Raw genomic sequence first — 23,750 nt, forward strand, 5'->3', positions numbered from 1 at the left:
CCCGTCACCCGCGGGTGCCCGTGATCAACGCCGCCAGGGCCCCGATCGGCGGCCACGACCACTGGCCGGCGCGTGCCAGCAGGAAGCTGCGGCGCATGCCGGCCACCGGGTCCAGCCGCCGGAAGGCGACGTCGGCACGGTCCCGCTCGATTCCCGACTCGGCCAGCAGGGCCACCCCCAGCCCCGCTCCGACCAGGCTGTTGACCAGGTGCAGACTGTCCACGCGGTGGGCGATCCGGGGGACGAAGCCGGCGATCGCGCACACCCGCTGCACCAGTTCGTCGTCGTCGGTGCCCCGCGAGTTCGCGATCCAGCCGGTGGCGGCGAAATCCGCCAGGGCCGACACGGCGACCGGCCGGCCGGCCTCCGGATGGCCCGCGGGGACCGCGAGGTACAGGGGCTGCTCGTCGAACCGGCGGGCGCTCAGCTCCGCCGGGACCGACCGGGGCACCAGGCTGTAGTCGTACACCACCCCCAGGTCGATGCCGCCGGCGAGCAGCAGCCCCACGGTGTGCTCCGGCTCGTGCTCGTGCACCTCCACCTCGATCCGCGGGTGCAGACCGCGCAGCCGGGCCAGGGCGGGCAGCAGCACCGGTTCCACCGCGGTGAAGAAGCTCGCCAGCCGTACCCGGCCCACGGGTTCGCTCTCGCCGCGCAACTCCGCCCGGGCCTCCTCCACCGCCGAGAGGATGCGCACGGCGTGCTCGACCAGCCGCTCGCCGGCCGGTGTCAGCCGCACCCGGCGGCCGACCGGCGCCAGCAGCCGCACGCCGACCTCCTGCTCCAGCACGGCCAGGTGCTTGGAGACCGCCGACGTGCCGTACCCGGTGCTCGCGGCCACCGCGGCCATGGTGCCCAGCCGGCGCAGCTCGACCAGGAGCCGCAGCCGCACCAGATCCGGGAGATGCCTCGTACCGTCCGCCGCCATCCCGCCATTGTCCACTTTCAGTGGACAAGATGTCCACGACCAGCCCGTGGACAGAAACGGACGGTTACCGGTCCAATGACGCGGTGACCGCCACCGCCAGCACCGCCAGTACAAGCGGTACCGCAAGCACAGCCAGCGCAGCCGACACAGCCGGCACCGCCGCTCCGGCACCCGGGCCGACGGGCGCCGGTCCGGCGGGCCCCGGCCGCCGCCAGGTGCCGGGGGCCGCCCTCGTCCTCATGGCCATGGCGGTGCTGCACACCGGCAGCGCGCTGGCCACCGAGCTGTTCCACACCCTGAGCCCCACCGGCACCACCTGGCTCCGGCTCACCTTCGCGGCCGCCATGCTGCTCGCCTTCACCGGGCGCTCCCTGTGGCGCGTGCTGCGCACGGCCGCCCGCGCCGACCTGCTCGCCACCGGCCTGCTGGGGGTGGTCAGCGCCGGCATGATGCTGCTGTTCTCCGAGGCTTCCGCACGGCTCCCGCTCGGCACCGCCACCGCCCTGGAGTTCCTCGGCCCGCTCGCGGTGGCGGTCGCCACCGCGCGGCGGCGCAGGGAACTGCTGTGGCTGGGCCTGGCCGCGGCCGGGGTCCTGCTGCTCACCTCGCCGTGGAGCGCTGCCGCCGGCGCCGCCGGGATCCTGTTCGGGCTGGGGTCCGCCGCCTGCTGGGCGCTCTACGTCATCGGCACCGCGCACGTCGGCAGCCGCTTCTCCGCGCCGCACGGGCTGGCCGTGTCGCTGGCGGTCGCCGCCGTCGTCGCCGCACCGTTCGGGGCGCCCGCCGCCGTCACGGCCCTGACCTGGGAGACGGCCCTGGCCGCCGCGGGCATCGCGGTGCTCATGCCGCTGATCCCGTTCCTGCTGGAGATGAAGGCCCTCCAGCGCATCGGCACCACCGCCTACGGCACCCTGGCCGGCCTCGAACCGGCGGTCGGACTACTGGCCGGGCTGCTGCTCATCGCCCAGACCCCCACCCCCCTCTCGCTCCTCGGCACCGCCGCGGTGGTCACCGCGGGCGTGGGCGCCGCCCGCGCCGGGAGCCGCTGATCCCGGGTCCTCGGGGCCTCGGGGCCCGGGCGCCGGACGGGAGCCGCCCGGCGCTTCCGGCGCCGCCCCGCCGGTGTCATGATCACGGCCATGAACAAGAAGAGACGCATGCTGGGCGGCTACCTGGGGGCGGCCATAGCCGTGGCCGCCCTCCCGGGCATCACCGTGGAGAGCAACGTGGCGTTCGCGTCGGTCATCCTGGCCGGCGCGATTTTCGTGATCGTCAACCAGCTGGTCCTCAGCTATCCGCAGGACATCCGCACCGCGCCGCCGGTCATGCTGGCCATCCTCGGCGTGGTCGGCGTCGTCGAGGACACCCTGATCTGGCTGCTGGTCGACTGGCTGGGCGGCCGGCTGGACACCGGTCCGTACGTCGACGGCTTCGGTATGGCCGTCCTCGGCGGCCTCATCGCCCGGGTCACCGCCCTGCTGGTCCTGGCGCTGCCGGGCGGGCGGACCGAAGGCGACCGGTAGCGCCCCTCCCGGCCGGCCCGAGCGGGGCCCGCCCGCCCGCACCGCCGGGCACCCCACCCGGCGCCGGTGGGACCCGGAGCACGCGGGCACGTCGAACAGGGCGGGCGTACCGGCCCGCGCGGTGCCTCGGCGACCAGGAGCGGGCGGCCGGGCCGACCCGCCGACCGCGGGTCGCCGCCGCCCCACGGGAGCACGGTGGAGCACGCGCGGCCGGCCGCCCGACGTATCCGGCGGCGACCGCTGTGCCCGGACACCGGGGTCCGGTCCGCCGGCCCGGCCACCGCACGGCCGCGGCGCGGACCGGCGGGAGGCTGCGCGGCAGCCGCCGCGCGCAGAAGTGATCTAGGCTGAAGTGGCGGCTCGCCGGGGCGAGTTCCGACGGTGAGGGCACGGCCACAAGGGGTCTGGGTGAGCGCGCGGATACTGGTCGCCGAGGACGACGCCAAACAGGCGCGGCTGATACGGATATACCTGGAGCGCGAGGGCCACGCGGTGCAGGTGGTGGGGGACGGCCGGGCGGCCGTCGACCGCGCCAGGACCTCCCGGCCCGACCTGATCGTGCTCGACGTGATGCTGCCGGGGGTGGACGGCCTGGACGTGTGCCGCATCCTGCGCGCCGAGTCCCGGGTGCCGATCCTGCTGCTGACCGCGCGCGGGACCGAGGAGGACATGCTGTTCGGCCTGGACCTCGGCGCCGACGACTACATGACCAAGCCGTACAGCCCACGGGAGCTGACCGCGCGGGTCAGGGCACTGCTGCGCCGGGCCGCGGGCGCCGGGGCCGGCGTCCCGGAGGTGCTCACCGCCGGGGAGCTGGAGGTCGACACGGCCCGCTTCGAGGTGCGGGCGGCCGGTGTCGCGGTGGCGCTGACGGCCAAGGAGTTCGGCATCCTGGCGCTGCTCGCCGGGGAGCCGGGCCGGGTGTTCACCCGGGCGCAGATCATCGACCGCGTCTTCGGGTTCGACCAGGACGTCCTGGAACGCACCGTCGACGCGCATGTGCGGAACCTGCGCCGCAAGCTGGAGCCGGACCCCGCCCACCCGCGCTACGTGGAGACCGTCTACGGCCGGGGCTACCGGCTGCTGGACGGCCCGCGGTGAGCTTCCGCCTGCGGGCCCTGACCCTGCTGATGTTCATCGCGATCACCGCCACGGCGGCCACCGCCTGGCTGACCCTGCGCCAGGTGACCCGGCAGACACGCGCCTCGGTCACCGCCGGGCAGCAGGAGGTGTCCCGGATCACCGAACGGCTCCGGGAGTACGGACTCACCCACGGCACCTGGGACGGGGTGCCGGCGACCGTGGCCCGGCTGGCCGAGGACACCGGCCAGCGCATCCGGGTCACCGCGGTGGACGGCGACGTCCTGCTGGCCGACTCCGACGCACTGGCGGGCCGCGCCCCGCGCGAACCCGGCCCGCAGCCGCCGGTCGTGGTCGACCCCCGTCCCCGACTGCTGCTGCCCGCCGGCGTCCAGGAGACCAGCAAGGCGAAGATCGCCGTCACCGCCCTCGGCGAGTACCGCCGGGAGGCGCTGTACGCCGCCTGTCTGACCCGGGCGGGGGCGGAGGTGACGGCCCGCACCGACCCCCTGGGCATGCCGAAGGTCACGGCCGGGAGCGAGGCGGCGGCCGCCTGCAAGCGGCCGGACTGGCCGGCCCGGGCCTCCCGCCAGGACAGCCATGCCCTGGAGAAGTGCCGCACCGGCAGGCAGGTCTGGACCCCCGGCTGCGTCGAGCGGGTCTTCAACCAGCGGGCCGGGGAGCTCGGCCCGCCCCGGCTCCAGGTCCAGCTCGGCGCCCTCGACGAGACGCAGCCCGGGCCGGCCGCCGCCCCGACGGTGGCGGTGGCCGCGGGAGTGGCCGCCGCGGTGATCGCCGGAGCACTGCTGCTGAGCAGGACCGTGCTGCGCCCGGTGCGGGCCCTGACCGGAGCCACCCGCGATCTGGGCGGCGGTGACCTGGAGCGCCGGGTCCCGGTCTCCGGCCGGGACGAGATCGCCGCGCTCGGCCGGGCCTTCAACCGGATGGCCGCCTCGCTCCAGGAGAGCGAGGAGCGCCAGCGACGCCTCATGAGCGACATCGCGCACGAGTTGCGCACCCCGCTGGCGAATCTGCGCGGCTATCTGGAGGCGTTGCGCGACGGGGTCCTGGAGCCCGACCGGGAACTGCTGGACTCCCTGCACGAGGAGACGATGCTGCAGCAGCGGATCATCGACGACCTGCGGGACCTGGCGCTGGCCGAAGCCGGTGCGCTGACCTACCACCGCACCGGCGTCGAGGTGCGGGAACTGCTGGAGGTCTGTCGCACCGCGCACCGCCCGCAGGCCCGGGCGGCCGGTGTCGCGCTGGACGTGCGCGCACCCGAACCCGCCTGGGTGCACGGCGATCCCGACCGGCTGCGGCAGGCGATCGGGAACCTGGTCGCCAACGCGGTGCGGGCCACGGCGCCGGGCGGCACCGTGACCCTGGTCCTCGTCCCGCACGGAGAGCTGACGATCATCCAGGTCAGCGACACCGGCACGGGAATCCCGGCCGCGGACCTGCCGCACCTGTTCGAGCGTTTCTGGCGGGCGGACGCCGGCCCCGGCCGGGCCGCCGGCGGCAGCGGCCTGGGCCTGCCCATCGCCCGCCGGATCGTCACCGACCACCGGGGGACCATCGACGTGGAGAGCACGGTGGGCGCCGGGACGACGTTCACCATCGTGCTCACCACCCTCGACGCCGGCTGACCCCGCGCGGGGCGGAGGCAGCAGCCCCGCCCCGCGCACCGGCCGGGTCAGGGACCGGCCAGCGCCTGGGCCGGCGCCATCCGCCCGGCCCGCACCGCCGGGTACAGCCCCGCCAGCGCCCCGATCACCAGGGTCACCCCCATGCCCGCGGTGGTGGCCCACACCGGCACCTGGGTGGGCCAGCCCCGCACCGCCGCGTACCCGGCGGTGACGACCGTGCCCACCACCGTGCCGCCCACCCCGCCCAGCGCGGACAGCAGCAGCGACTCGGTGACGAACTGGCCGCGGATCTGCCCACCGGTCGCCCCCAGCGCCCGGCGCAGCCCGATCTCCGGGCGGCGTTCCAGTACGGAGATCACCATGGTGTTGCCCACGCCCACCCCGCCCACCAGCAACGCCACACCGCCGAGGCCGAGCAGCAGCCCGGTCAGCGCGGACTCCGCGGCCTCCCGGGCGGCCAGCGCGTCCGAGGGACGGGACACCACCACCCCGGCCGGATTCGCCGGGTTCGCCGACGCGGCGAGGACCGCCCGGACCGCCTTCACCCGGCTGTCCTGCGCCCGTACGTAGATCGTCGACGGATGGCCGTCGAACGCCAGGTAGGTGCGGGCGGCGGACCAGCCGACCAGCGCCGCGCCGTCGAGCTCGGGCGCCAGCGGCACCCGGTCCAGCACCCCGACGAGGGAGAACCAGGTCCCGCCCAGCAGCAGCCGGGTGCCCGGGGCGCCGACGTCCAGCCGCCGGGCCGCGTCGGCGCCCAGCACCACCGCCGGGTACTCCTCGGTGGCGGAGTTGAACCAGCTGCCGGTACCCACCCGGCCGCCCACCGCGGGCAGCAGCCCCGGTCCGGCGGCGAGCACCTCCACGCTGCTGGTCCGTCCCCGCGGGATGTGCTCGTTGCGGTACACCTTGGCCTGCTCCACGGCACCGGTCGCCGCGGCCCGCTGCACCGGGCCGATGCGCCGCACCGCCGCCACGGACTCCCTGGGGAGCCGGGCCGGCCCCGCGCCCGGCGACTCACCCGGGGCGGCCCGCAGCAGGTTGGTGCCCAGCCGGTCCAGCTCGCGGTCCACCTCCGCCTGGCCGGACGAGGAGATGCCCACCACCGCGACCATCGCCGCGACGCCGATCGCGATGCCCAGCGCGGACAGGAACACCCGCAGCGGACGGGTGCGCAGTCCGGTGCCGCCCAGCCGGACCACATCGGCCGGGCGCAGCCGCGCCGGCCGGAGCGGCCGCCGCTCCGCTCCGCCCGCCGCCCCGCGGCGGGCCCCGGCGCCCCGCCTCACCGGCCCTCCTCCGGGGCGGCACCGAGCAGCGGCTCCGGACGCGTCCCGGCGGGCGCCACCGAGCGGGCCACCGGGCCGCTGTCCGCGACGATCCGGCCGTCGCGCATCTCCACGCGGCGGTCGAACGTCCCGGCCATCTCCCGGTCATGGGTGATCACCACCACGGTGGTGCCGGCCGCGTGCAGTTCCCGGAGCAGCCGGAGCACCGTCGCGCCGGAAGCCGAGTCCAGATTGCCGGTGGGCTCGTCGGCGAGCAGCAGCACCGGCCGGCCGATCACCGCCCGCGCTATGGCGGCCCGCTGGCGCTCGCCCCCGGACAACTGGTGGGGGAGGTGCCGGGCCCGCCGCGCCAGACCCACCCGCTCCAGCGCCGCCGCCGCGCGGCGCCGGCGTTCCCGCAGCGGCAGGCCCGCGTAGAGCGCCCCGTCGGCGACGGTGTCGAGGACGGGCATCCCCACGGCGAGGTGGAACTGCTGGAACACGAAGCCGACGCGCTGCGCCCGCAGCGCCGAGACCTCCCGGTCGGTCAGCTCGGCCACGGCGTGGCCGTCGATGGCGACCCGGCCGGCCGACGGGCGGTCGAGCGTTCCCATCAGGTGCAGCATGCTCGACTTGCCGGACCCGGACGGCCCGACCACGGCGACCAGTTCGCCGTAGCCGATGCGCAGGTCCACGTCCCGGACGGCCGCCACGCCGCCGGGATAGGTCTTGTGGACCCCTTCGAAGACGGCGACCTCACTCACTCGGGGATCCTCACCTTCATGCCTTCGCGGACCGCGGTACCGCTCACCTCGACCTTGCCGTCCGCGAACAGGCCGGTCCGCACCGGCACGAACCGTCCGGACCCGCCGGCCTTCCCGGCCCCCTCGCCGCCGGTGCCGTCGGCGAGTTCGAGACCGTGGCCGCCCTCGGCGAGGGCCACCAGCGCGGCCACCGGTACGGTCAGGACGTCCTTGCGCTCCCGGCCGACGTAGCGGACGGTGGCCGGCCCACTGTGCAGCCTGCCCAGCGCCTCCTGGTCGTCGAAGGTGACGACCACCTGCACGGTGGCGTCGGCGTCCGCGGCGCCGCCGTCGGCGCCGCCCGGGTCACCGCCCTCCGGAGCCACCGCGTCCGTACCGACACCGGACACCTCGCCCCGCACCGAGCGCCCGTCGGGCAGTTCGACCGTGACCCTGGTGCCGCGCTCGGCCCAGGCGGTGTCGCCGGCGGGTGCCCGGACCGTGACCATGCGCGAGGTGCTGGTGTAGCTCAGCGGCTCCCCGCCGACCGGGGCGCCGACCCGTACGGTGGAGCCCGCGATCCGGATCGGACCGGGTGCGTACACCACGTCGCCGATGCCGACCGAGCCGGTCTGCGGCAGGCCCGTGTCCTTCTGCCAGCGCTTGACGGCGTCGGCGGTCAGCGCCGAGTAGGTGTCGTCCACGGTGAAGCCGCCGTAGCCGAGCGCCGCGAGATTGGACTCGAACTGCTGCACGTCCATGCCCCGCGGCGGCCCGGTGTCGCGGGCCGCGCCGTCCGTTCCGGAGCCGCCGGTGGCCCGGTCGTCCCGGCCCGGATCCTCCCGGCCCGGCTCGCCGTCAGGGTCGCCGTCCCCGGCGTCCCCCTCCCGGCCGGCCGGGCCGTCCCGGTCGCCGGACTCCGGCGCCACGCCCAGTCCCCGGTACATCGGAAGACTGCCGTAGAGCAGCACCACCGGCCGGTCGTCGACACGCAGCAGCGGGTGGCCGCGGCGCACCGTGTCGCCGCGCTCCGGCAACCAGGTGACCGTGCCCTCCGCCCGGACCGGGAACGGCACCTCCGGCCCGTGGCCCAGCTCGCCGTCGATCTCGGTCTCGTCGGTCAGCGTGCCGCGGGTGACGCGCACCGTCCCGCCGCTCCTTCCCTCCGTGTCGTCGGACTCGGTGCCGTCGCCGCCCAGGCCCAGGGCGCCGACCACGCCGACGGCGGTGACCACCACCACCGCGGCGCCCACCAGCCAGGGACCGCGCCCGCGGCCCCCGGCCGGCTCCGGTGCCCGCCCGGCGCCGTCCGCCCGGTCCCGGTCCGTCCCGTCCGCCCGCCCGGCGCCGTCCGCCCGGTCCGCCGGGCCGCGCGCACCCGGTCCGCCGGCCCGCGCCGTCATCCCTTCCCCTGCCCGGGGTCGGTGGGGGCACCGATGATCGGGGCGCACTCGCGGGTGGCCCGCTTGGCCCCCGCCGAGGTCTGGTCCCAGACCGTGTCCTCGAAGTAGCCGTCCTCGTCGGTCCCGGGGAAGTCCGGAGCGCCGTTCTCCTGCATACAGGTGGCGTACCGCTTCTTCTGGTCCCTCTCCTCGGACGTGAGGTCCGCCCGGGCCTCCTTCTCCAGACTCTCCGGGATCGGCACGGCCAGGTCGGAGCACGCTTCCTGGGCCCGCCGGAACGTCGGATCGGACTTCACCTCCCGGCCGTCGCCCAGGTCGATCCGGCCCTTGGCGTCCGGGTCGGGGACGTCCAGCCCCTTGTCCCGCAGGCAGGCGACGTACTCGCGCTGGTTCTCCACGTACTCCGCGATCTCGCCCCGGCCCTCCCCACCGCCCTTCGACGCCCCGGACCCGCCCGTCGTCGCCGACGCCACGTCGTCCGTCTCCCCACCGCCGCCGCAACCCGTCAGCATCAGCGCGACCACCGACACCGCTCCGGCCAGGAACGCGCGCCCCGTGGCACGCCGCCGTCGGCACACACTCGTCCTCATGAATCCCTCACCCGTTCGTCGCTGTCCGGCATCAGCCGTGGCCGGACAGCGACGAACGTAGGGCCGCGGTCATGAAGAACCGATGAAGAAGCCGTCAAGAACCGTCCGGTGCGCGGGGGGTGACGGGACCGGGGCGCGGCGTCCCCGTCCCGGCGCCGGGACCCGGCGGGTCGGCCACCGGCGACTGCCGGAACTCCCCGGCCGGCGGACCGGCGGGTGCACGGGGGTGTACGGGGGTGTACGGGGCGCATGGGGGCAGCCGTCACCGGCTCCCGGCCGGCCGGGAGTTCCCGTGATCCCGTGATCCCGTGGTGCCGTGGCGCGCTCCCCGGCGCAGCGGCAGGGCCGACGGGCCGGGGGCCTCGGTACCGGCGCCCTGGCCGCCCCGGCCGGCTGTCCGGGCAGCGACGTTCGGGCCGCGAGAGGGCGGACGGCGACGGCGGCCGCTATGCGGCGGCGGCCCCTGCGCTCCCGGGGCGCTCCGCCCCGGACTCCGGCGCCGGGGCGCCCGCGGCGGTGCCCGGTCCGGCCGGCAGGCCGTGGCCGCGCAGCACCGCGTAGCCGACCCCGATACCGACCGCCACCGGCCATTCGATGACCTCGGCCGCGCCCAGCGCACCCAGCCCCAGGTAGAGGGGGAGCCCCTTCTTCCGGGGAAGCACCTGGCGCGCGACGGCCACCGGGAACATCGCCGCGTTCATCGCGCCGTCGGCCACCTTCTCCAGCGACGGCAGCGGCACGCCGGCGGTGCGCCGGTCGCCCTCCGGGCGGTCCTGGCCGGCGTCACCCGGCGCGTCCGACGGCTCCCGGGGCTCTTCGGCGGTGGGCGGCGCGGCGTCCTGCCCCTTCCCCGCGGTCTCCCGGCCCTCCGCCGCGGGCGTGGTCTCGGCTCCCGCCGCGGCCTTCGCGGTGTCCTGCGCGGTGTGCTTGCGACCTGAATGGGAACTGCCCACGGGTTTTCACTCCCCAACGGATCTCTTCCGGGCATTCCTTACTTCGAGTCTAACGACGGGCCCGGCACCGCGCCGGAGGCGCCGCCCGGCCGCCCCGCCCGCCGGCGCCCGCCCGCGCGGAACCCCCGGCCGCCCGCCCGCGCGGAACCCTGGGCCGACCGGCGGCGGGCCGTGCGTCCGGCGCCGGGCCCGGACACCGGGGGGTTGAACACCGCCGCCGTGGTTACTTGAGGACCCATGCCGCCGCTCCCGGGGCTGAACCTCGCCCACCCCTTCCTGCTGGGTCCGATCGCGCACGGTGTGACAGCCGGTGTGCGCGGTGCGGCGACCGTGGCGGGCCTGGTCGCCGGGCTGCCCCGGCGCGGGGTGTGGCGCCGGCCCGGCCGCTGCCACATCGAGGTCCGCGGGGTGCACGGGGCCGGCGGGGAGCGGGCGGCCCGGCGGGTCGAGCGTGCCCTGGAGGGCCATCCCGGCGTGCTGTGGGCGCGGGTGACCGCACCGGCCGAACGCGTCGTGGTGGCGCTGGCCTCGCCCCCGCCGCCGGAGCGCGACCTGGTGGCGCTGGTCGAGCACGCGGAGGCCCACGGCGCCACCGGCACGGACGACTTCGACACCTGGTGCCCGGAACCGCACCACCCCTGCGAAGGGCCCCGGACCCGCAGATCGGTGTCGGTCCTGGCGGCGGACACCGTGGGGCTGGGCATCACCGTGCTCACCCGCCTCGCCCCGTGGCTCAAGCTGCCCGCCGAGGTGGGCGCGCTGGCGACGGCCCTGGAACACCACCCGCGGCTGCGGCAGCTGGCGTCCGCCGGGTTCAGCGGCCTCGAACAGGCCGAGACCGTGCTGCCCACGGTGAGCGCGCTGGTCCAGGGCGTGGCCACCCGCGGCGGCGGCCTCGCCCTGGACACCGTCGAACGGCTGGCCCAGTGGCGGGAGGCGACCGCCGAGCGGCGGGCCTGGGAGGCGGCCGAGCCCCGGCTGGTGGGCCATGCCGAACACGCGGCCGCCGACCCGATCGTGGTGGAACGGCCGGGACCCACCCCCAAGGACACGGCCGCCCGCTACGCCGAGCGGTCCATGGCGGTCTCCACCGCGGTGGGCGCGGCCACCGTCCCGTTCGCGGGCCTCCGCAAGGGGCACGCGGTCGCGCTGGCCGGGGTGCCCAAGGCCCACCAGGGCGGTCGGGAGGGGTTCGCCACCAGCCTCGGCCGGTTCCTGGCGCTGCGCGGCGTGGTGGCGATGGACCGGGGCGCGCTGCGCCGGATCGGGCAGGTGGACACGGTCGTGCTGGACGAGTCGGCGCTGCGCACCGACCGGTACGAGCCCGTCGACCTGGAACTGCTGGGCGACGCCGGGGAGCAGCGGACCAGCGAGCGCCTGTTCGGGCTCTTCGATCCGGACGCCCCGCTGCGGCTCCAGCGCGAGGACGGCTGGGTGCTCGGCCCGCTGGACCGGCTGGAGCTGACCGGCGCCACCGGCCGGCGCGCCGCGGCCGCCCTCCGGCGCCGCGGCAGCGAACGCGAGCTGGGACTGGCCGAAGGGCGCCGGCTCAGGGCCGTCGCCGGGCTCGCCGCGCAGACCGCGCCGGGAGCGGAGGCCGTCGCGGCGGCCGCCCGCCGGGCGGGCGCCCGGGTGGTGCTGGCCGGGGACGGAACCGACCGCGGGTTCTCCTTCGCCGACGCGGTGGTGCCCGCCGGCGGGCGACTGGTGGCCTCGGTACGCGGCCTCCAGGCCGACGGCGCGGTCGTCCTGCTGGTCTCCGGGAACCGCCGGGCACTGGGGGCGGCCGACTGCGGCGTCGGCGTGCACCGCGCCGACGAACCGCCGCCGTGGGGAGCGCACCTGCTGGTCGGCGCGGACCTGGAGTCGGCGGGTCTCATCGTGGACGCGGTGGGGGTGGCCGCCCGCGTCGACCGGGACAGCGCCCTGCTGGCGGCGGGCGGCAGCGGCGTCGGCGCGGTCGCCGCCCTGCAGGCCCCCGCGCGGCAGGCGTGCGCGCGCGGCGTCGCGATGAGCAACACCGCCGGCTCCGTCGCCTTCTGCCTGGGCAACTGGCGGGCCCGCCGGCTGCTGGCCCGCCCCATGGCGCCGCCGGTCACCACCATCCCCTGGCATCTGATGCCCGCATCACGAGTGCTGGAGCGGCTGGGCACCGGCCCCGACGGACTGTCCCCGAAGGAGGCGGCGGACCGGGCCGGGGGCGAGGCGTCCGGCGGTGAGCGCCCCGGCACCACCGGCCTGCCGTCCGCGTTCGTCGAGGAGCTGGCCAACCCGCTCACCCCCGTGCTGGCGGCCGGGGCCGCCCTGGCCGCCGCTGTCGGGTCCCGCACCGACGCCGCGCTGGTGGCCGCCATCACCGGCACCTCCGCGCTCGTCGGAGGCTTCCAGCGGGTCCGCACCGAACACGCGCTGGCCGAACTCTTCGAGCGCTCGGCGATCGGCGCGCGGGTGCGGCGCGGCGGCACCGAACGCCTGGTCACCGCCGGCGACCTGGTGCACGGCGACGTCATCGTGCTGCGCCCCGAGGACGTGGTGCCGGCGGACTGCCGGGTGCTGGAAGCGGTGGGGCTGGAGGTGGACGAGTCGTCACTGACCGGCGAATCGCTCCCGGCCGGCAAGGGCCCGGAACCGGTGGTCGCCGCCGAGCTGTCCCGGCGCCGTTCGATGCTCTACGAGGGGACCACGGTGTCGGCGGGCCAGGGCCTGGCGGTGGTGGTCGCCACCGGGTCGGCCACCGAGGTGGGGCGCAGCCTGGCCACCGCCCGCCAGGCGGCGCCGGCGACCGGGGTGGAGGCCCGGCTCACCGCGCTGACCCGGACCAGCCTGCCCATCGCGGTCGGTTCGGCGGCCGCGGTCACCGGAGCCGGACTGGCGTACCGCAGGCCGCTGGCCGAGACCCTGTCCTCGGCGGTCAACCTGGCCGTGGCCTCCGTCCCCGAGGGGCTGCCGTTCCTGGTCAACGCGGCGCAACTGGCCGCCGCCCGCCGCCTCGCCGACGTCGGGGCGCTGGTGCGCAATCCCCGGACCATCGAGGCGCTGGGCCGGTCCGACGTGCTGTGCTTCGACAAGACCGGCACCCTCACCGAGGGCGTGCTGCAACTGGCCGCGGTCGCCGACGACGAACGGCTGCTGCCCGCGGACCGGCTGGACACCCGGCGCAAGGCGGTGCTGGCCGCCGCGCTGCGGGCCACCCCGCCGGCCCGCCAGTCGGAACCGATGGCCCACCAGACCGACCGGGCCGTCCTCACCGGGGCCCGCCGGGCCCGGGTCGCGGTCCGGCAGGGCGCGCCCCGCTGGCGGCGCACCGACTCCCTGCCGTTCGAACCGTCCCGGGCCTACCACGCCACCGCGGGGTCGACCGCACACGGCCCGCTGCTCAGCGTCAAGGGAGCGCCGGAGAACGTCCTGGAACGCTGCCGGCACCGCCGCCGCCACGGCTCCGACCTGCCGCTGGACGACGACGCGGCCGGGGAGCTGGCCGGCTACGCGGAGGAGCTGGCCGGGGCCGGCCGCCGCGTCCTCGCGGTGGCCGAACGCCCCATGGCCCCGGGTCAGGACCTGACCGACGACGCGGTGCACGACCTGGTCTTCCTCGGCTTCATCACGCTGGCCGACCCCATCCGCACCAGCGCGGCCCCGGCCACCGCGCGGCTGCACGCGGCCGGCGTGCAGACCGTCATGCTCACCGGTGACCACCCCGCCACCGCGGACGCCATCGCGGCCAGCGTCAGCGACGTGGCCGAGCAGAAGGTGTGCACCGGGCCGGAGCTCGACGAGCTGGACGACGCCGGCCTCGACGCGCTGCTGCCCACCGTCGACGTGATCGCCCGCTGCAGCCCGCGCCACAAGTCCCGCATCGTCCAGGCGTACCAGCGGCAGGGCCGGGTGGTGGCGATGACCGGGGACGGGGCCAACGACGCGGCGGCCATCCGGCTCGCGGACGTCGGGATCGCGCTGGGGCGGCGCGGCACCCCCGCCGCGACCGCGGCCGCCGACCTGGTGGTCGGCGACGACCGGCTGGAGACCATCGTCTCCGCCCTGATGGAGGGCCGCGCCATGTGGGCGTCGGTCCGGGCCGCCCTGGCGATCCTGGTCGGCGGCAACCTCGGCGAGGTCGCCTTCAGCGTGCTGGCGGCGGTGCTGACCGGCGGCACCCCGCTGAGTGCCCGGCAGATCATGCTGGTCAATCTGCTCACCGACCTCGCCCCGTCGCTCGCCATCGCCGCCCGGGAGCCGCGCGGCCAGGCCGGTGAGCGGCTGCTGCGGGAAGGCCCGCACCGCTCGCTGGGCGCCGCGCTGACCGGCGAGATGCTGCTGCGCGGTGCCGTCACCGCGTGCGGTGCCGGTGCCGCCTGGGGCGTCGCCCGGATGACCGGCGGCCGGCGGCGCGCCAGTACCGTGGCGCTCGCCGCCGTCGTCGGCACGCAGCTCGCGCAGACCCTGACCACCGGCGGGCCGGACCGCAAGGTCCTCGCCGCGGGCCTGGGTTCGGCGGCGCTGCTCGCCGCCATCATCCAGACGCCGGGCGTCAGCCGCTTCTTCGGCTGCACCCCGCTCGGCCCGGTGGCCTGGGGCATCGCGCTGGCCGCCATCACCTCGGCCACCGTGCTGGGTCTGGTGGTGGCCCCGCTGGTCCGCCACCGCGGCGACGAGGGCGACGAGCGGGACGAGCGGGACGAGGGTGACGAGCGGGACGAGGCGGACGAGGCGGACGAGGCGGACGAGGGTGCCCCCGGCGACCCTGCGGGAGGGTCCGGCACCCCGGGCCCGGATGGCCCGGCGGGCTCCGGCGCCCCCGGATGACCCCGGATGTCCCCGGCGCCCCGGGTGCCGCCCGGGGCACCTCGGCTGCCCCGGGCGCCTCGGCCCGCGCGGCCGTCCGGGGCCGGCGCAGGGTCCCCGGCGCGCCGGTCCGAAGGGTGGCGCCCGGAGGGCGGGCGGGTGAGCCGAGGGTGTCCGGCCGCGGCGCGGGTGCGTCCGGGCGGGGATGCGGGCCGGCGGGCCGCCCGTCCCGCTTCCGGCGGAAGGGTCAGGTGATGGGCCGCCGGGCCCCGGGTTCGCCCATGCCCCGGCCGGCGGCCCGGGTGATGTTGCGCGCCATCCCGCCGAAGACGATCGCGTGGAACGGCGACACGCTCCACCAGTAGACGTGGCCGAGCAGCCCGCGGGGGTGGAACAGGGCCCGCTGCCGGTAGCGGGTGCCGCCGTCGCCGTCGTCCTCCGCGTACATCTCCAGCCAGGCCAGTCCCGGCAGCCGCATCTCGGCGCGCAGCCGGAGCAGCCGCCCCCGCTCGATCTCCTCCACCCGCCAGAAGTCCAGCGAGTCGCCCACCCGCAGCCGTTCGGCGTCCCGGCGGCCCCGGCGCAGGCCCACCCCGCCGGCGAACCGGTCCAGCCACCCCCGGACCGCCCAGGCGAGCGGGAAGGAGTACCAGCCGTTGTCGCCGCCGATGCCCTCGATCACCCGCCACAGAGCGTCGCGCGGGGCGTCCACGGCAAGCCGGCGCTCGTCCTGGTACAGGCTGCCGCCGGCCCAGTCCGGGTCGGTCGGCAGCGGATCGCTCGGCGCGCCGGGTACCGAGGCCGACGACCAGCGGGTGGCGACCCGCGCGTCCCGTACCCGCCGCAGCGCCAGGGTCAGCGCCTCGTCGTAACGCAGCGGCTGACCGGGGCCGTCGGGGACGTACCGGGCGATGTCGTGTTCGCCGCAGACGACCTCGTGGCGCAGGGATTCGGTCAGCGGCCGGGCGATGGCGTGGGGCACCGGGGTGACCAGCCCGACCCACTGGCTGGAGAGCCACGGGGTGAGGACCGGGACGGGCACGATCAGCCGCCCGGGCAGGTTCGCGACGGCGGCGTACCGCCGCATCATGTCGCGGTAGGTGAGGACGTCCGGGCCGCCGATGTCGAACGTCCGGTTCACCTCGTCCGGCATGCGCGCCGACCCCACCAGGTACCGCAGCACGTCCCGGACCCCGATCGGCTGGATGCGGGTGCGCACCCAGCGCGGGGTGACCATGACCGGCAGCCGCTCGGTCAGGTAGCGCAGCATCTCGAAGGACGCCGAGCCGGACCCGATGATCACCGCGGCGCGCAGCACCGTGGCGGGCACCGGCCCGTCCAGGAAGATCCGTCCGACCTCGGCCCGGGAGCGCAGGTGCGGGGAGAGGTCCCGCTCCGGGACGCCCTCGGGCGTCAGGCCGCCGAGGTAGACGATCCGCCGCACCCCGGCCGCGTGGGCCTGCTCGGCGAAGACGCGGGCCGCCCGGCGGTCCGTCTCCTCGAAGCCGGAGCCGGAGCCGAGGGCGTGCACCAGGTAGTACGCCACTTCCGCGCCGTTCATGGCCTCGGCGACCGAGCCGGCGTCGGTGACGTCGCCACGGACCACCTCCGCGTCCGGCGCCCACGGGTGGTCGCGCAGCTTGCCGGGGGTGCGGGCCAGGCAGCGCACCCGGTACCCGGCGGCCAGCAGTTCGGGGACGAGCCGTCCGCCGATGTAGCCGGTGGCACCGGTCACCAGGCACAGCGGCCCGGTCCCGTCCCGCGTCCCGTCCGTGCCCACCAGAGCCTCCTCGGCTCGCCGCAACCGTCCGACCGTCCCGGTCCGATCATGGCAGTCGCGGCCGGGCCGCGCCCGCCGGGCCGGTGACCGGCCGTCGGGTCCCGGCCGACCGGCCGGGCCTCGGCCGGCGGCTGTGCGGCAGGCGTCGCCGGCCGGGCCTCGGCCTGCCGCTCCGTCAGGACCCGGGCCCGCAGGGCCGCCGGGCGGTTCGCCCCGAGGGGGGCTCCGTCCGGCGCACCCAGGTGACGTATTCCCGGCCACCCATCGGATGGCTTATACCTCCCATCGGATTTCTCATTGGATACCGATGGCGGACCCGGCCTACCGTCGGGACATCGCCGCACCGGCGGTCCGTGCCGAGCAGCGCCACCGGCCGCCCGCCGCCCCGCGGCGACCGAACCGACCTCCGGCCCGCAGCGGCCCGCACCCCGGGAGAAACCCACCATGTCGAAGATCCTTTTCGTGCTGACCGGTGCCGACCACTGGACCCTCGCCGACGGCAGCAAGCACCCGACCGGCTTCTGGGCCGAGGAAGCCGTGGCCCCCTACCAGGCGTTCACCGAGGCCGGCCACGAGGTGGTCGTCGCCACCCCCGGCGGCGTGGTGCCGACCGTGGACAAGGCGAGCCTGGCGCCCGAGGCCAACGGCGGGCAGGAGGGTGCCGACCGGATCGCCGAGGCCCTCGCCGCCTTCCCCGAACTGCGCCGGCCGGTCGGGCTGGAGCAGGTGCGCCTCGACGACTACGACGCGGTGTTCTACCCCGGCGGCCACGGGCCGATGGAGGACCTGTCGGCCAACGCCGACTCCGGTGCGCTGCTGGTCCGCGTGCTGGAGTCGGGCAAGCCCCTCGGCGTGGTCTGCCACGCCCCGGCCGCGCTGCTCGCCGCCACCGGAGCGGACGGCGGCAACGCCTTCGCGGGCTACCGGCTGACCGGCTTCACCAACGCCGAGGAGGCCCAGGCCGGGCTGGCCGACCGGGCGAAGTGGCTCCTCCAGGACCGCCTGGTGGAGCTGGGCGCGCACTTCCAGGAGGGCGAGCCGTGGGCCCCGCACGTGGTGACCGACCGCAACCTGGTCACCGGCCAGAATCCCGCCTCCTCGGCGCCGCTCGCCGCCGAGCTGCTGAAGCGGCTGGGCTGACGCCGGACGCGGACCGGCCCGGGGAGGCCCGGGCCCCGGCGCTCCCCGGCCCGCGGGCGGGGCCCGGCCGCCCGGGTCCCGCCGACCCGCGACGCACCTCCCCGCCCCCACCCCAGCACCGGAGCCCAGCCGTGCCCTTCCCCAGCCGTGAGTGGCATCTCGTCGCCCGCCCGGTCGGCGAACCCACCCCCGCGGACTTCTCGCTCGTGACCGCCACCGTGCCCCACCCGGGGACCGGACAGGTCGTCGTGCGCAACGACTTCCTCTCCGTCGACCCGTACATGCGCGGCCGGATGAACGCGGGCGGGTCCGTCATCCCCCGGTTCGAACTCGGCCGGGTCATGGAGGGCTGGGCGGTGGGCACCGTCGTCGCGTCCCGGTCCGCCGAGGTACCCGTGGGCGCCACCGTCACCCACTTCCTGGGCTGGCGGGAGTACGCCCTGCTGGAGGCCGCCGAGGTGCGGACGGTCGACCCGCGGCTGGCCCCCGCCCGGCGCTACCTCGGGGTCCTGGGCAGCACCGGGCTGACCGCCTGGGCGGGGCTGACCGAGATCGCCGCGGTACGGGAGGGCGACGTGGTCTTCGTCTCCGGCGCGGCGGGCGCGGTGGGGTCCGCGGCGGGCCAGCTCGCCAGGCGGCTGGGCGCCTCCCGGGTGATCGGCTCGGCGGGCGGCCCGGGCAAGGTCCGCCGGCTCACCGACGGGTACCGCTTCGACGCCGGCATCGACCACCGCCTCGGCGAGCTGCCCGCGCGGCTCGCCGAGGCCGCACCTGACGGGATCGACGTCTACTTCGACAACGTGGGCGGCGACCACCTCCAGGCCGCGATCGGCGCGATGAACCGGTACGGCCGGATCGTGCTGTGCGGAGCGATCTCCGTGTACAACGCCACCGAGCCGGCACCCGGCCCGGACAACCTGCCGCTGGCCATCGGCAAGCGCCTCACCCTGCGCGGTATGAACGTCGGAGACCACCGCCACCTCGCCGCCGACTACATCCGGCGCGCCGCCCGCTGGCTGGCGGACGGCTCGCTGGTCGCCGACGAGACCGTCGTGGACGGCATCGGCGAGGCCGTCCACGCGTTCCGCACCATGATGCGCGGCGGCAACACCGGCAAGATGCTCGTCCGCCTGGCCCACGGCTGACCCGCCGCCGCCCTCCCTCGCCGCCGCCCCGCGCCGCCGCAGACCTCCGCCGCCGCGGCTCCCCGCCGCCCCGGCTCCCGCCCCGACCCGGCTCCCGCCCTGACCCGGCTCCCGCCCCGACCCGGCTCCCGCCCGGTCCGGGCCCGCGGGGGCGGGCCGCGCGTGCGGGCGCGGCGCGGCTGATGCACGCTGGTAACAGCGGTGCTGGAGGTGATCGTCCATGATGCAGACCGCCGTCGGATGGCATGTGGAGATGGAATTCGAGGAGGACACGCACCGGACGCGTGCGGCCGCCCTCGTACGGCTCGCCGACGGGAGCGAGGTGCGGGCCCACGGCTACGCCACCCGTCACCCCGTCGACTCCAACCAGCCCCGGGTCGGCGAGGAGATCGCGGGGGCCCGAGCGCTCAACGAGCTGGCGATGAAGCTGCTGACCAAGGCGCACGACGAGATCGACGAGGTGTCGGGCCGCGCGTCACACCCGCTGACGCACTGACCGGGCGGCCCCCGGCCGGAAGGGCCGGGGCGGGCGCCGCGGTCCGCACCGGCCGGCCGGGTACGGCGCGGACACACCGGGCGTGGGCCGGTCGCGGGCCGGCGCCGCGTCCCGCTCCCGGACGCCCGGAACCGGCCCGCCTGCCGGCCGGCCGGTTCCGATGGGGTCGCCCGCGCTGCCGGGCGGTGGTGCTCAGACGCCCGCCGGGGTGCGGTCGTCAGCGCTGGTGGCGGCCGCCTCGGCCGCCTTGGTCGCGGTCGGCCGACGCAGCGGCAGGCGCAGCGCGGGCACCGCGGCGGCGAGCATGAACACCACGGCCCACAGGTAGGTGTCGGCGAACGGCCCGGCGTGGGTCGGGACGGTGGCGCCGCCGCCCTCGCCGCCGGCGGTCAGCATCACCGAGAAGAACGCCATGCCGAGCGCCGCCGCGGTCTGGGAGGTGATCTGCAGGGCCGTCGAGGCCGAGGGGGCGTCGTCCGGGGCCAGGCCGCGGGTGGCGGCGGCCATCGTCGGCATCATCGTCATGCCCACGCCGACGCCCATGACTGCCAGTGCGGCTCCGATCCGCCAGTACGCGACGCCGTCCGACAGCTGGAGGGTGAACAACGCCATGCCGAGCGCCGCCAGCACCACACCGGAGACCACCAGCTTGCGTGCGGACACCTTGTCCGACAGCCGTCCGGACACCTGCATGGTGGTCCCCGCGGCCAGCGCCAGCGGCGCGCCCAGCAGGCCGGAGGTGGTCACCGACTCCCCCCGCACGACCTGGAAGTACATGGGGAGCAGCAGCATGCTGCCGAAGTAGCCGATGACGAACAGGAACAGGGTGGCCGCGGCGGCCGCGAAGGAGCGGTCACGGTACAGGCGCAGGTCGATCAGACGGACCGGGGAGGTACGGGCCCGGAGCAGGAAGCCGGCCATCAGCGCGGCGCCCGCGATCGCCGGGAACAGGACGTCGAGGGAGCCGAAGTCCCGGCGCTCGGCGCCGGTGGACAGGCCGTAGAGGAAACCGGCGAGGCCGGGAGAGAGCATCAGCAGGCCGAGCACGTCCAGGCGCTGGCCCGGGGAGCCGGCCGTACGCGGGAAGACCCGGGCGGCCAGCAGCAGGGCGACGGCGCCGATGGGCACGTTGATGGTGAACATCCAGCGCCAGGAGAAGGAGTCCACCAGCCAGCCGCCCAGGATCGGGCCGGCCAGCGGGCCGATGAGGATCGGGATGCCCATGATGCTCATGATGCGACCCATGGTCTCCGGCGTCGCGACGCGCATCATGATCGTCATACCGGTGGGCATGATCATGCCGCCGCCCAGGCCCTGCACCACCCGGAAGGCCACCAACGTCTCGGGGGACCACGCCAGACCGGCCAGCAGCGAACCGGTGACGAACAGTGTGAGCGCCGTCAGGTACACGGTCTTGGTGCCGAAGCGCCGGATCGCCCAGGCCGTCACGGGGATCACCGCGGCCAGCGCCAGGGAGTACCCGGACGCCACCCACTGGATGGTGGCGAGCGAGGCGTCGAAGTGGTCGGCCAGCGGGTGCATGGCGACGTTCACCACCGTCACGTCCAGCACCGACATGATCGAGCCGAGTATGACGACGGTGGCGAGCGCCGCCAGCCGTGGTGCGGGGGCCGGAGCCTCGCGGGATTCCTGCTGCGGAAGGGACATGACGGTGCCTCGCTCTTCGCCGACCGGTGGTTCGGGGGCGGACCGCCCCCGCTCAGCCATGAGCTTCCGACATGAACCAAGGTTCAAGTCAAGCCGGTCGGCGGCCGCCGGCCGGACCGCCCCCGGTGGGCGGCGATCAGTCCGGCCACTCCCAGGAGATGCCGTGCACCCCCACCGGACAGCGGGCCGGGAGGATGTGCGCCGAATGCGAGGCGTCCGGCCCGATGCGGCGCTGGTGGCGCCGCTCCGCCCCGAACGCCTCCCGGTAGTAGCCGTGGCAGGACCGGGGGAGGGCCGCGGGGTGGAAACACACGTGCAGCAGGTACTCGCGCAGCCCGGCCCGGGTGTTGCGTTCGTAGTGGGTGGAGGTGTCCTGCGCCGGGCCGAACACGATGTCGTAGTCGATGACCGCGGTCTCGTTGCGGACCAGCCGCCGCCCGAACAGGATCTCCACCACGGTGCTCCGCAGCTCCGGCACGAACCGGACGGTGCCCAGCTTCCCGCACCGGACGACGACGTCCGAGGGCTCCGCGGTGGCCTCGTCGGTGGTGTGCAGGGTGGTCAGCCGGGACGCGCCGTCCCGGGTGGCCCGCAGCACCTGGTGGGTGGAGGTGACCCGGATGCAGCGGTTCTCGTCCAGCCGCACGGTGTTGTGGATGACGAGTGCGCTGACGTCCGAGTTGAGCTGCTCGAAGGACTCCCCGAGCACCTGCTCCACCAGCGGGTTCGAGTCGAAGACCGGCCGCTGCCCGGCCGGCTGCCGGGGCCCGGCGGCGAGCCGCCCGCGCGGTCGGCGCGGGCCGAGCAGCGAACGCAGCGTCCCGCCGGGCAGGTTGAGAATGGTCTCCAGCGCGTCCACCGCACGCAGCGAGGACGCCCGTTCCGGCTGGCTGCGGCCGCGCTGCCAGTAGCTCAGGGTGGCGAGGCTGATGCTGATGCCCTGGGCGTGCAGCCGGTCGCGGACCCGCTCCAGGGAGAGGCCGCGCTGGCGCACGGCGGCCCGGAACACGGTGGCGAAGGTCGGGGCCGGCCCGGGGTCGGGTCTGTGGCTCTCGCCGTCGAGGGGCGCCTTGGTCATGACGTCTCCGAGGGAAGGTCGCACGGTGCCGCGGTGCTGCCGCCCCCGGTGCCGGTACCCGGCGCGAACGTGCGGGGGCCGCTCACCGTGTGCCGGTGAGCGGCCGCCGTGTCCCGTGGGGGCGTGGGGACGGGTCAGTTGGTGTTGAGGGTCAGGCCGTAGTACCGCAGCGCGTCGTCGAGGGGCTGGAAGTACGACGAGCCGGCGCCGTTGACCCCGGAGCACTGCTGCCCCATCGGGCCGCCGGAGGTCATGCCCTGCGCCTGGTTGCCCGAGATGTACGCGCCGCCGCTGTCCCCGCCCTCGGTGCAGACGCTGGAGCTGCCCAGTCCGGACACCACGGTCTGCGGGCCGCCGTTCGGGTCGGTGTAGGTGACCGTGACGTTGTACGACTTGACCTTGCCGCAGGTCCAGCCGGTGGTCTGGCCCGACTTGCACAGCGCGGCGCCCGCGGCGGCGCGGCTGCTGCCCCGCACCGCGATGGTGCCCGCCTGGCCGTAGGTGCCGACCGAGGTGGCGATGGAGTCGTCGGAGTCCATCGCCGCGATGCCCATGTCCACGCTGCGCGTGCCGAGCGCGAAGCGGGTGTGGCTGCCCTTGGCGAAGTGGGCGTTGTTGTAGTACAGGTCCGGCAGGTCCTCGATGCAGTGGCCGGCCGTCACCAGGTACTGCTTGCCGGAGGAGTCCTTGGCGCCGTAACCGACCGAGCAGAGGTAGCCGTTGAACGTCATCCGGCTGCCCGGGTAGATCGTGGCCTGGGGCGCCAGGGCCTGCTTGCCCTCCACGACGCGCACCGCGTCGCCGTGGGCCCGAGCCGCCTTGAGGAAGGAACGCGCCGCGGCGCTCCGGTCGCCGGCGACCTCGACGGTCACGGTGTCGGAGGCGAGGTCCACCGACCAGGCGGTGACCCCGGTGGGCACCCGGGCGGCGGCCTTGGCGTCCAGTCCGGCCTTGATGCGGTCGAGCGCGGCCTGGCCGTGCTCGGGTATCCGGGCGTCGAGTCCGGCGGCCTCGACCTTCGCGGCGCTGCGCGCGTCGTCGACGTTGACGGTGAGCGCACCCGTCCCGTCGAAGAACGCGCCGTCCGGGGAGATCCCGTCCTCGCCCAGCTCGGCGAGGAGCTTCTGCTGCGCGGCCTGCTGATCCAGACGCCGCACAGCCGTCTGCTCAGTGACCCCCAGGGAATCCGCGAGTGCCTGGACCATCTGCGGCTGGTACCGGGGAGCGGCGGAAGCCGGCTCCCCCGCCCGCGCCCCGGTGACGACCGAGACCGACAGCAGCGCGCCGACGGTGGCGGTCAGCACGTACTTCCGGGAAACTCTCACGACGTTCCTTCCGGTTGCAGAACGAGCGCCAAGGCAGGGGGGTGGGGCACGCGTCCGAGGCGGCGCGTGCCGCGGGGCGGCGCTCGTCTGGCGGAGCGGGTGGGGACCGCCGCCGCGCCCCGAACTCTGGCGCAGGCCCCCGCGGCCGAACAAGATTCCAGGGCGGACGTTTTTTCAACAGACATGCGAAAATCTGTGA

18 protein-coding genes are annotated in these 23,750 nt (G+C 76.2%); 8 read left to right on the forward strand and 10 right to left on the reverse strand.

Features of this window, described 5'->3' with window-relative positions; translation table 11 throughout:
• Nucleotides 1-4: 4 nt before the first annotated feature.
• Nucleotides 5-928 (reverse strand): LysR family transcriptional regulator, encoded by a 924-nt coding sequence (locus ACH4B3_RS21070; RefSeq protein WP_398464747.1) that lies wholly within the window; start codon nucleotides 926-928, stop codon nucleotides 5-7.
• A gap of 239 nt (nucleotides 929-1,167) precedes the next feature.
• Here ACH4B3_RS21070 and ACH4B3_RS21075 point away from each other — a divergent pair, with 239 nt between their 5' ends.
• The 4 genes from ACH4B3_RS21075 to ACH4B3_RS21090 all read left to right on the forward strand — a co-directional run bounded on the left by ACH4B3_RS21075 (nucleotide 1,168) and on the right by ACH4B3_RS21090 (nucleotide 5,180).
• A complete protein-coding gene (locus tag ACH4B3_RS21075; RefSeq protein WP_398464749.1) occupies nucleotides 1,168-1,977 on the forward strand; it encodes an EamA family transporter in 810 nt (269 codons plus the stop codon).
• A 90-nt stretch (nucleotides 1,978-2,067) separates the two neighbouring features.
• Nucleotides 2,068-2,451, forward strand: coding sequence for a hypothetical protein (locus ACH4B3_RS21080; RefSeq protein ID WP_398464750.1), 384 nt, complete (start codon nucleotides 2,068-2,070; stop codon nucleotides 2,449-2,451).
• Nucleotides 2,452-2,859: 408 nt separating this feature from the next.
• Nucleotides 2,860-3,552 (forward strand): response regulator transcription factor, encoded by a 693-nt coding sequence (locus tag ACH4B3_RS21085; RefSeq protein ID WP_398464752.1) that lies wholly within the window; start codon nucleotides 2,860-2,862, stop codon nucleotides 3,550-3,552.
• The gene (locus ACH4B3_RS21090) at nucleotides 3,549-5,180 is read left to right on the forward strand and encodes a sensor histidine kinase (RefSeq protein ID WP_398464754.1); all 1,632 of its coding nucleotides are present in this window, start codon (nucleotides 3,549-3,551) and stop codon (nucleotides 5,178-5,180) included. Before ACH4B3_RS21085 ends, ACH4B3_RS21090 begins: the two co-directional genes overlap by 4 nt.
• Before the next feature lie 47 nt (nucleotides 5,181-5,227).
• Here the strand turns inward: ACH4B3_RS21090 and ACH4B3_RS21095 are convergent, their stop codons facing one another.
• The 5 genes from ACH4B3_RS21095 to ACH4B3_RS21115 all read right to left on the reverse strand — a co-directional run bounded on the left by ACH4B3_RS21095 (nucleotide 5,228) and on the right by ACH4B3_RS21115 (nucleotide 10,137).
• Nucleotides 5,228-6,469, reverse strand: coding sequence for an ABC transporter permease (locus ACH4B3_RS21095; RefSeq protein WP_398464756.1), 1,242 nt, complete (start codon nucleotides 6,467-6,469; stop codon nucleotides 5,228-5,230).
• Complete coding sequence (locus ACH4B3_RS21100) at nucleotides 6,466-7,212, reverse strand: ABC transporter ATP-binding protein (RefSeq protein WP_398464758.1); 747 nt, start codon at nucleotides 7,210-7,212, stop codon at nucleotides 6,466-6,468. Before ACH4B3_RS21100 ends, ACH4B3_RS21095 begins: the two co-directional genes overlap by 4 nt.
• Nucleotides 7,209-8,594: a peptidoglycan-binding protein gene (locus ACH4B3_RS21105; RefSeq protein WP_398464760.1), complete on the reverse strand. Its 1,386-nt coding sequence runs from the start codon at nucleotides 8,592-8,594 to the stop codon at nucleotides 7,209-7,211. The genes ACH4B3_RS21100 and ACH4B3_RS21105 overlap by 4 nt, the downstream gene beginning before the upstream one ends.
• Nucleotides 8,591-9,184, reverse strand: a complete 594-nt coding sequence (locus ACH4B3_RS21110) for a hypothetical protein (RefSeq protein ID WP_398464762.1) — start codon at nucleotides 9,182-9,184, stop codon at nucleotides 8,591-8,593. The genes ACH4B3_RS21105 and ACH4B3_RS21110 overlap by 4 nt, the downstream gene beginning before the upstream one ends.
• Nucleotides 9,185-9,630: 446 nt before the next feature.
• Nucleotides 9,631-10,137, reverse strand: a complete 507-nt coding sequence (locus ACH4B3_RS21115; protein WP_398464764.1) for a hypothetical protein — start codon at nucleotides 10,135-10,137, stop codon at nucleotides 9,631-9,633.
• 237 nt (nucleotides 10,138-10,374) lie between these two features.
• On the opposite strand from ACH4B3_RS21115, the gene ACH4B3_RS21120 reads away from it, so the two are divergent.
• Nucleotides 10,375-14,940, forward strand: coding sequence for an HAD-IC family P-type ATPase (locus ACH4B3_RS21120; RefSeq protein ID WP_398464766.1), 4,566 nt, complete (start codon nucleotides 10,375-10,377; stop codon nucleotides 14,938-14,940).
• Between the two features lie 226 nt (nucleotides 14,941-15,166).
• Here ACH4B3_RS21120 and ACH4B3_RS21125 read toward each other — a convergent pair whose 3' ends face one another.
• Nucleotides 15,167-16,699 carry an SDR family oxidoreductase gene (locus ACH4B3_RS21125; protein ID WP_398464768.1) on the reverse strand — a complete coding sequence of 511 codons (1,533 nt, stop codon included), beginning with the start codon at nucleotides 16,697-16,699 and terminating at the stop codon, nucleotides 15,167-15,169.
• A gap of 444 nt (nucleotides 16,700-17,143) precedes the next feature.
• On the opposite strand from ACH4B3_RS21125, the gene ACH4B3_RS21130 reads away from it, so the two are divergent.
• From ACH4B3_RS21130 to ACH4B3_RS21140, 3 genes are all read left to right on the forward strand, one after another.
• Nucleotides 17,144-17,839, forward strand: coding sequence for a type 1 glutamine amidotransferase domain-containing protein (locus ACH4B3_RS21130; RefSeq protein ID WP_398464770.1), 696 nt, complete (start codon nucleotides 17,144-17,146; stop codon nucleotides 17,837-17,839).
• A 131-nt stretch (nucleotides 17,840-17,970) separates the two neighbouring features.
• Nucleotides 17,971-18,984, forward strand: a complete 1,014-nt coding sequence (locus ACH4B3_RS21135; RefSeq protein ID WP_398464772.1) for an NADP-dependent oxidoreductase — start codon at nucleotides 17,971-17,973, stop codon at nucleotides 18,982-18,984.
• Nucleotides 18,985-19,204: 220 nt separating this feature from the next.
• Nucleotides 19,205-19,480 carry a DUF1876 domain-containing protein gene (locus tag ACH4B3_RS21140; protein ID WP_398464774.1) on the forward strand — a complete coding sequence of 92 codons (276 nt, stop codon included), beginning with the start codon at nucleotides 19,205-19,207 and terminating at the stop codon, nucleotides 19,478-19,480.
• A gap of 192 nt (nucleotides 19,481-19,672) precedes the next feature.
• Here ACH4B3_RS21140 and ACH4B3_RS21145 read toward each other — a convergent pair whose 3' ends face one another.
• From ACH4B3_RS21145 to ACH4B3_RS21155, 3 genes are all read right to left on the reverse strand, one after another.
• Complete coding sequence (locus tag ACH4B3_RS21145; protein ID WP_398464776.1) at nucleotides 19,673-21,148, reverse strand: DHA2 family efflux MFS transporter permease subunit; 1,476 nt, start codon at nucleotides 21,146-21,148, stop codon at nucleotides 19,673-19,675.
• A 136-nt stretch (nucleotides 21,149-21,284) separates the two neighbouring features.
• A complete protein-coding gene (locus tag ACH4B3_RS21150) occupies nucleotides 21,285-22,226 on the reverse strand; it encodes a helix-turn-helix domain-containing protein (RefSeq protein WP_398464778.1) in 942 nt (313 codons plus the stop codon).
• A 134-nt stretch (nucleotides 22,227-22,360) separates the two neighbouring features.
• On the reverse strand, nucleotides 22,361-23,551 hold the full coding sequence (locus tag ACH4B3_RS21155; RefSeq protein ID WP_398464780.1) for an alpha-lytic protease prodomain-containing protein: 1,191 nt from the start codon (nucleotides 23,549-23,551) through the stop codon (nucleotides 22,361-22,363).
• Nucleotides 23,552-23,750 lie beyond the last annotated feature (199 nt).

The sequence above is a fragment of the Streptomyces sp. NPDC018031 genome, from assembly GCF_044327625.1.
In the GTDB taxonomy this organism is placed as follows: domain Bacteria; phylum Actinomycetota; class Actinomycetes; order Streptomycetales; family Streptomycetaceae; genus Streptomyces.

Excerpts from the sequence above, each read along its gene's own strand:
- ACH4B3_RS21145 (WP_398464776.1), bottom strand. The coding sequence starts at position 21,148 with ATGTCCCTTCCGCAGCAGGAATCCCGCGAGGCTCCGGCCCCCGCACCA.
- ACH4B3_RS21080 (WP_398464750.1), top strand. The coding sequence starts at position 2,068 with ATGAACAAGAAGAGACGCATGCTGGGCGGCTACCTGGGGGCGGCCATA.
- ACH4B3_RS21075 (WP_398464749.1), top strand. The coding sequence starts at position 1,168 with ATGGCCATGGCGGTGCTGCACACCGGCAGCGCGCTGGCCACCGAGCTG.
- ACH4B3_RS21150 (WP_398464778.1), bottom strand. The coding sequence starts at position 22,226 with ATGACCAAGGCGCCCCTCGACGGCGAGAGCCACAGACCCGACCCCGGG.
- ACH4B3_RS21130 (WP_398464770.1), top strand. The coding sequence starts at position 17,144 with ATGTCGAAGATCCTTTTCGTGCTGACCGGTGCCGACCACTGGACCCTC.
- ACH4B3_RS21140 (WP_398464774.1), top strand. The coding sequence starts at position 19,205 with ATGATGCAGACCGCCGTCGGATGGCATGTGGAGATGGAATTCGAGGAG.
- ACH4B3_RS21110 (WP_398464762.1), bottom strand. The coding sequence starts at position 9,184 with ATGAGGACGAGTGTGTGCCGACGGCGGCGTGCCACGGGGCGCGCGTTC.
- ACH4B3_RS21070 (WP_398464747.1), bottom strand. The coding sequence starts at position 928 with ATGGCGGCGGACGGTACGAGGCATCTCCCGGATCTGGTGCGGCTGCGG.
- ACH4B3_RS21120 (WP_398464766.1), top strand. The coding sequence starts at position 10,375 with ATGCCGCCGCTCCCGGGGCTGAACCTCGCCCACCCCTTCCTGCTGGGT.
- ACH4B3_RS21105 (WP_398464760.1), bottom strand. The coding sequence starts at position 8,594 with ATGACGGCGCGGGCCGGCGGACCGGGTGCGCGCGGCCCGGCGGACCGG.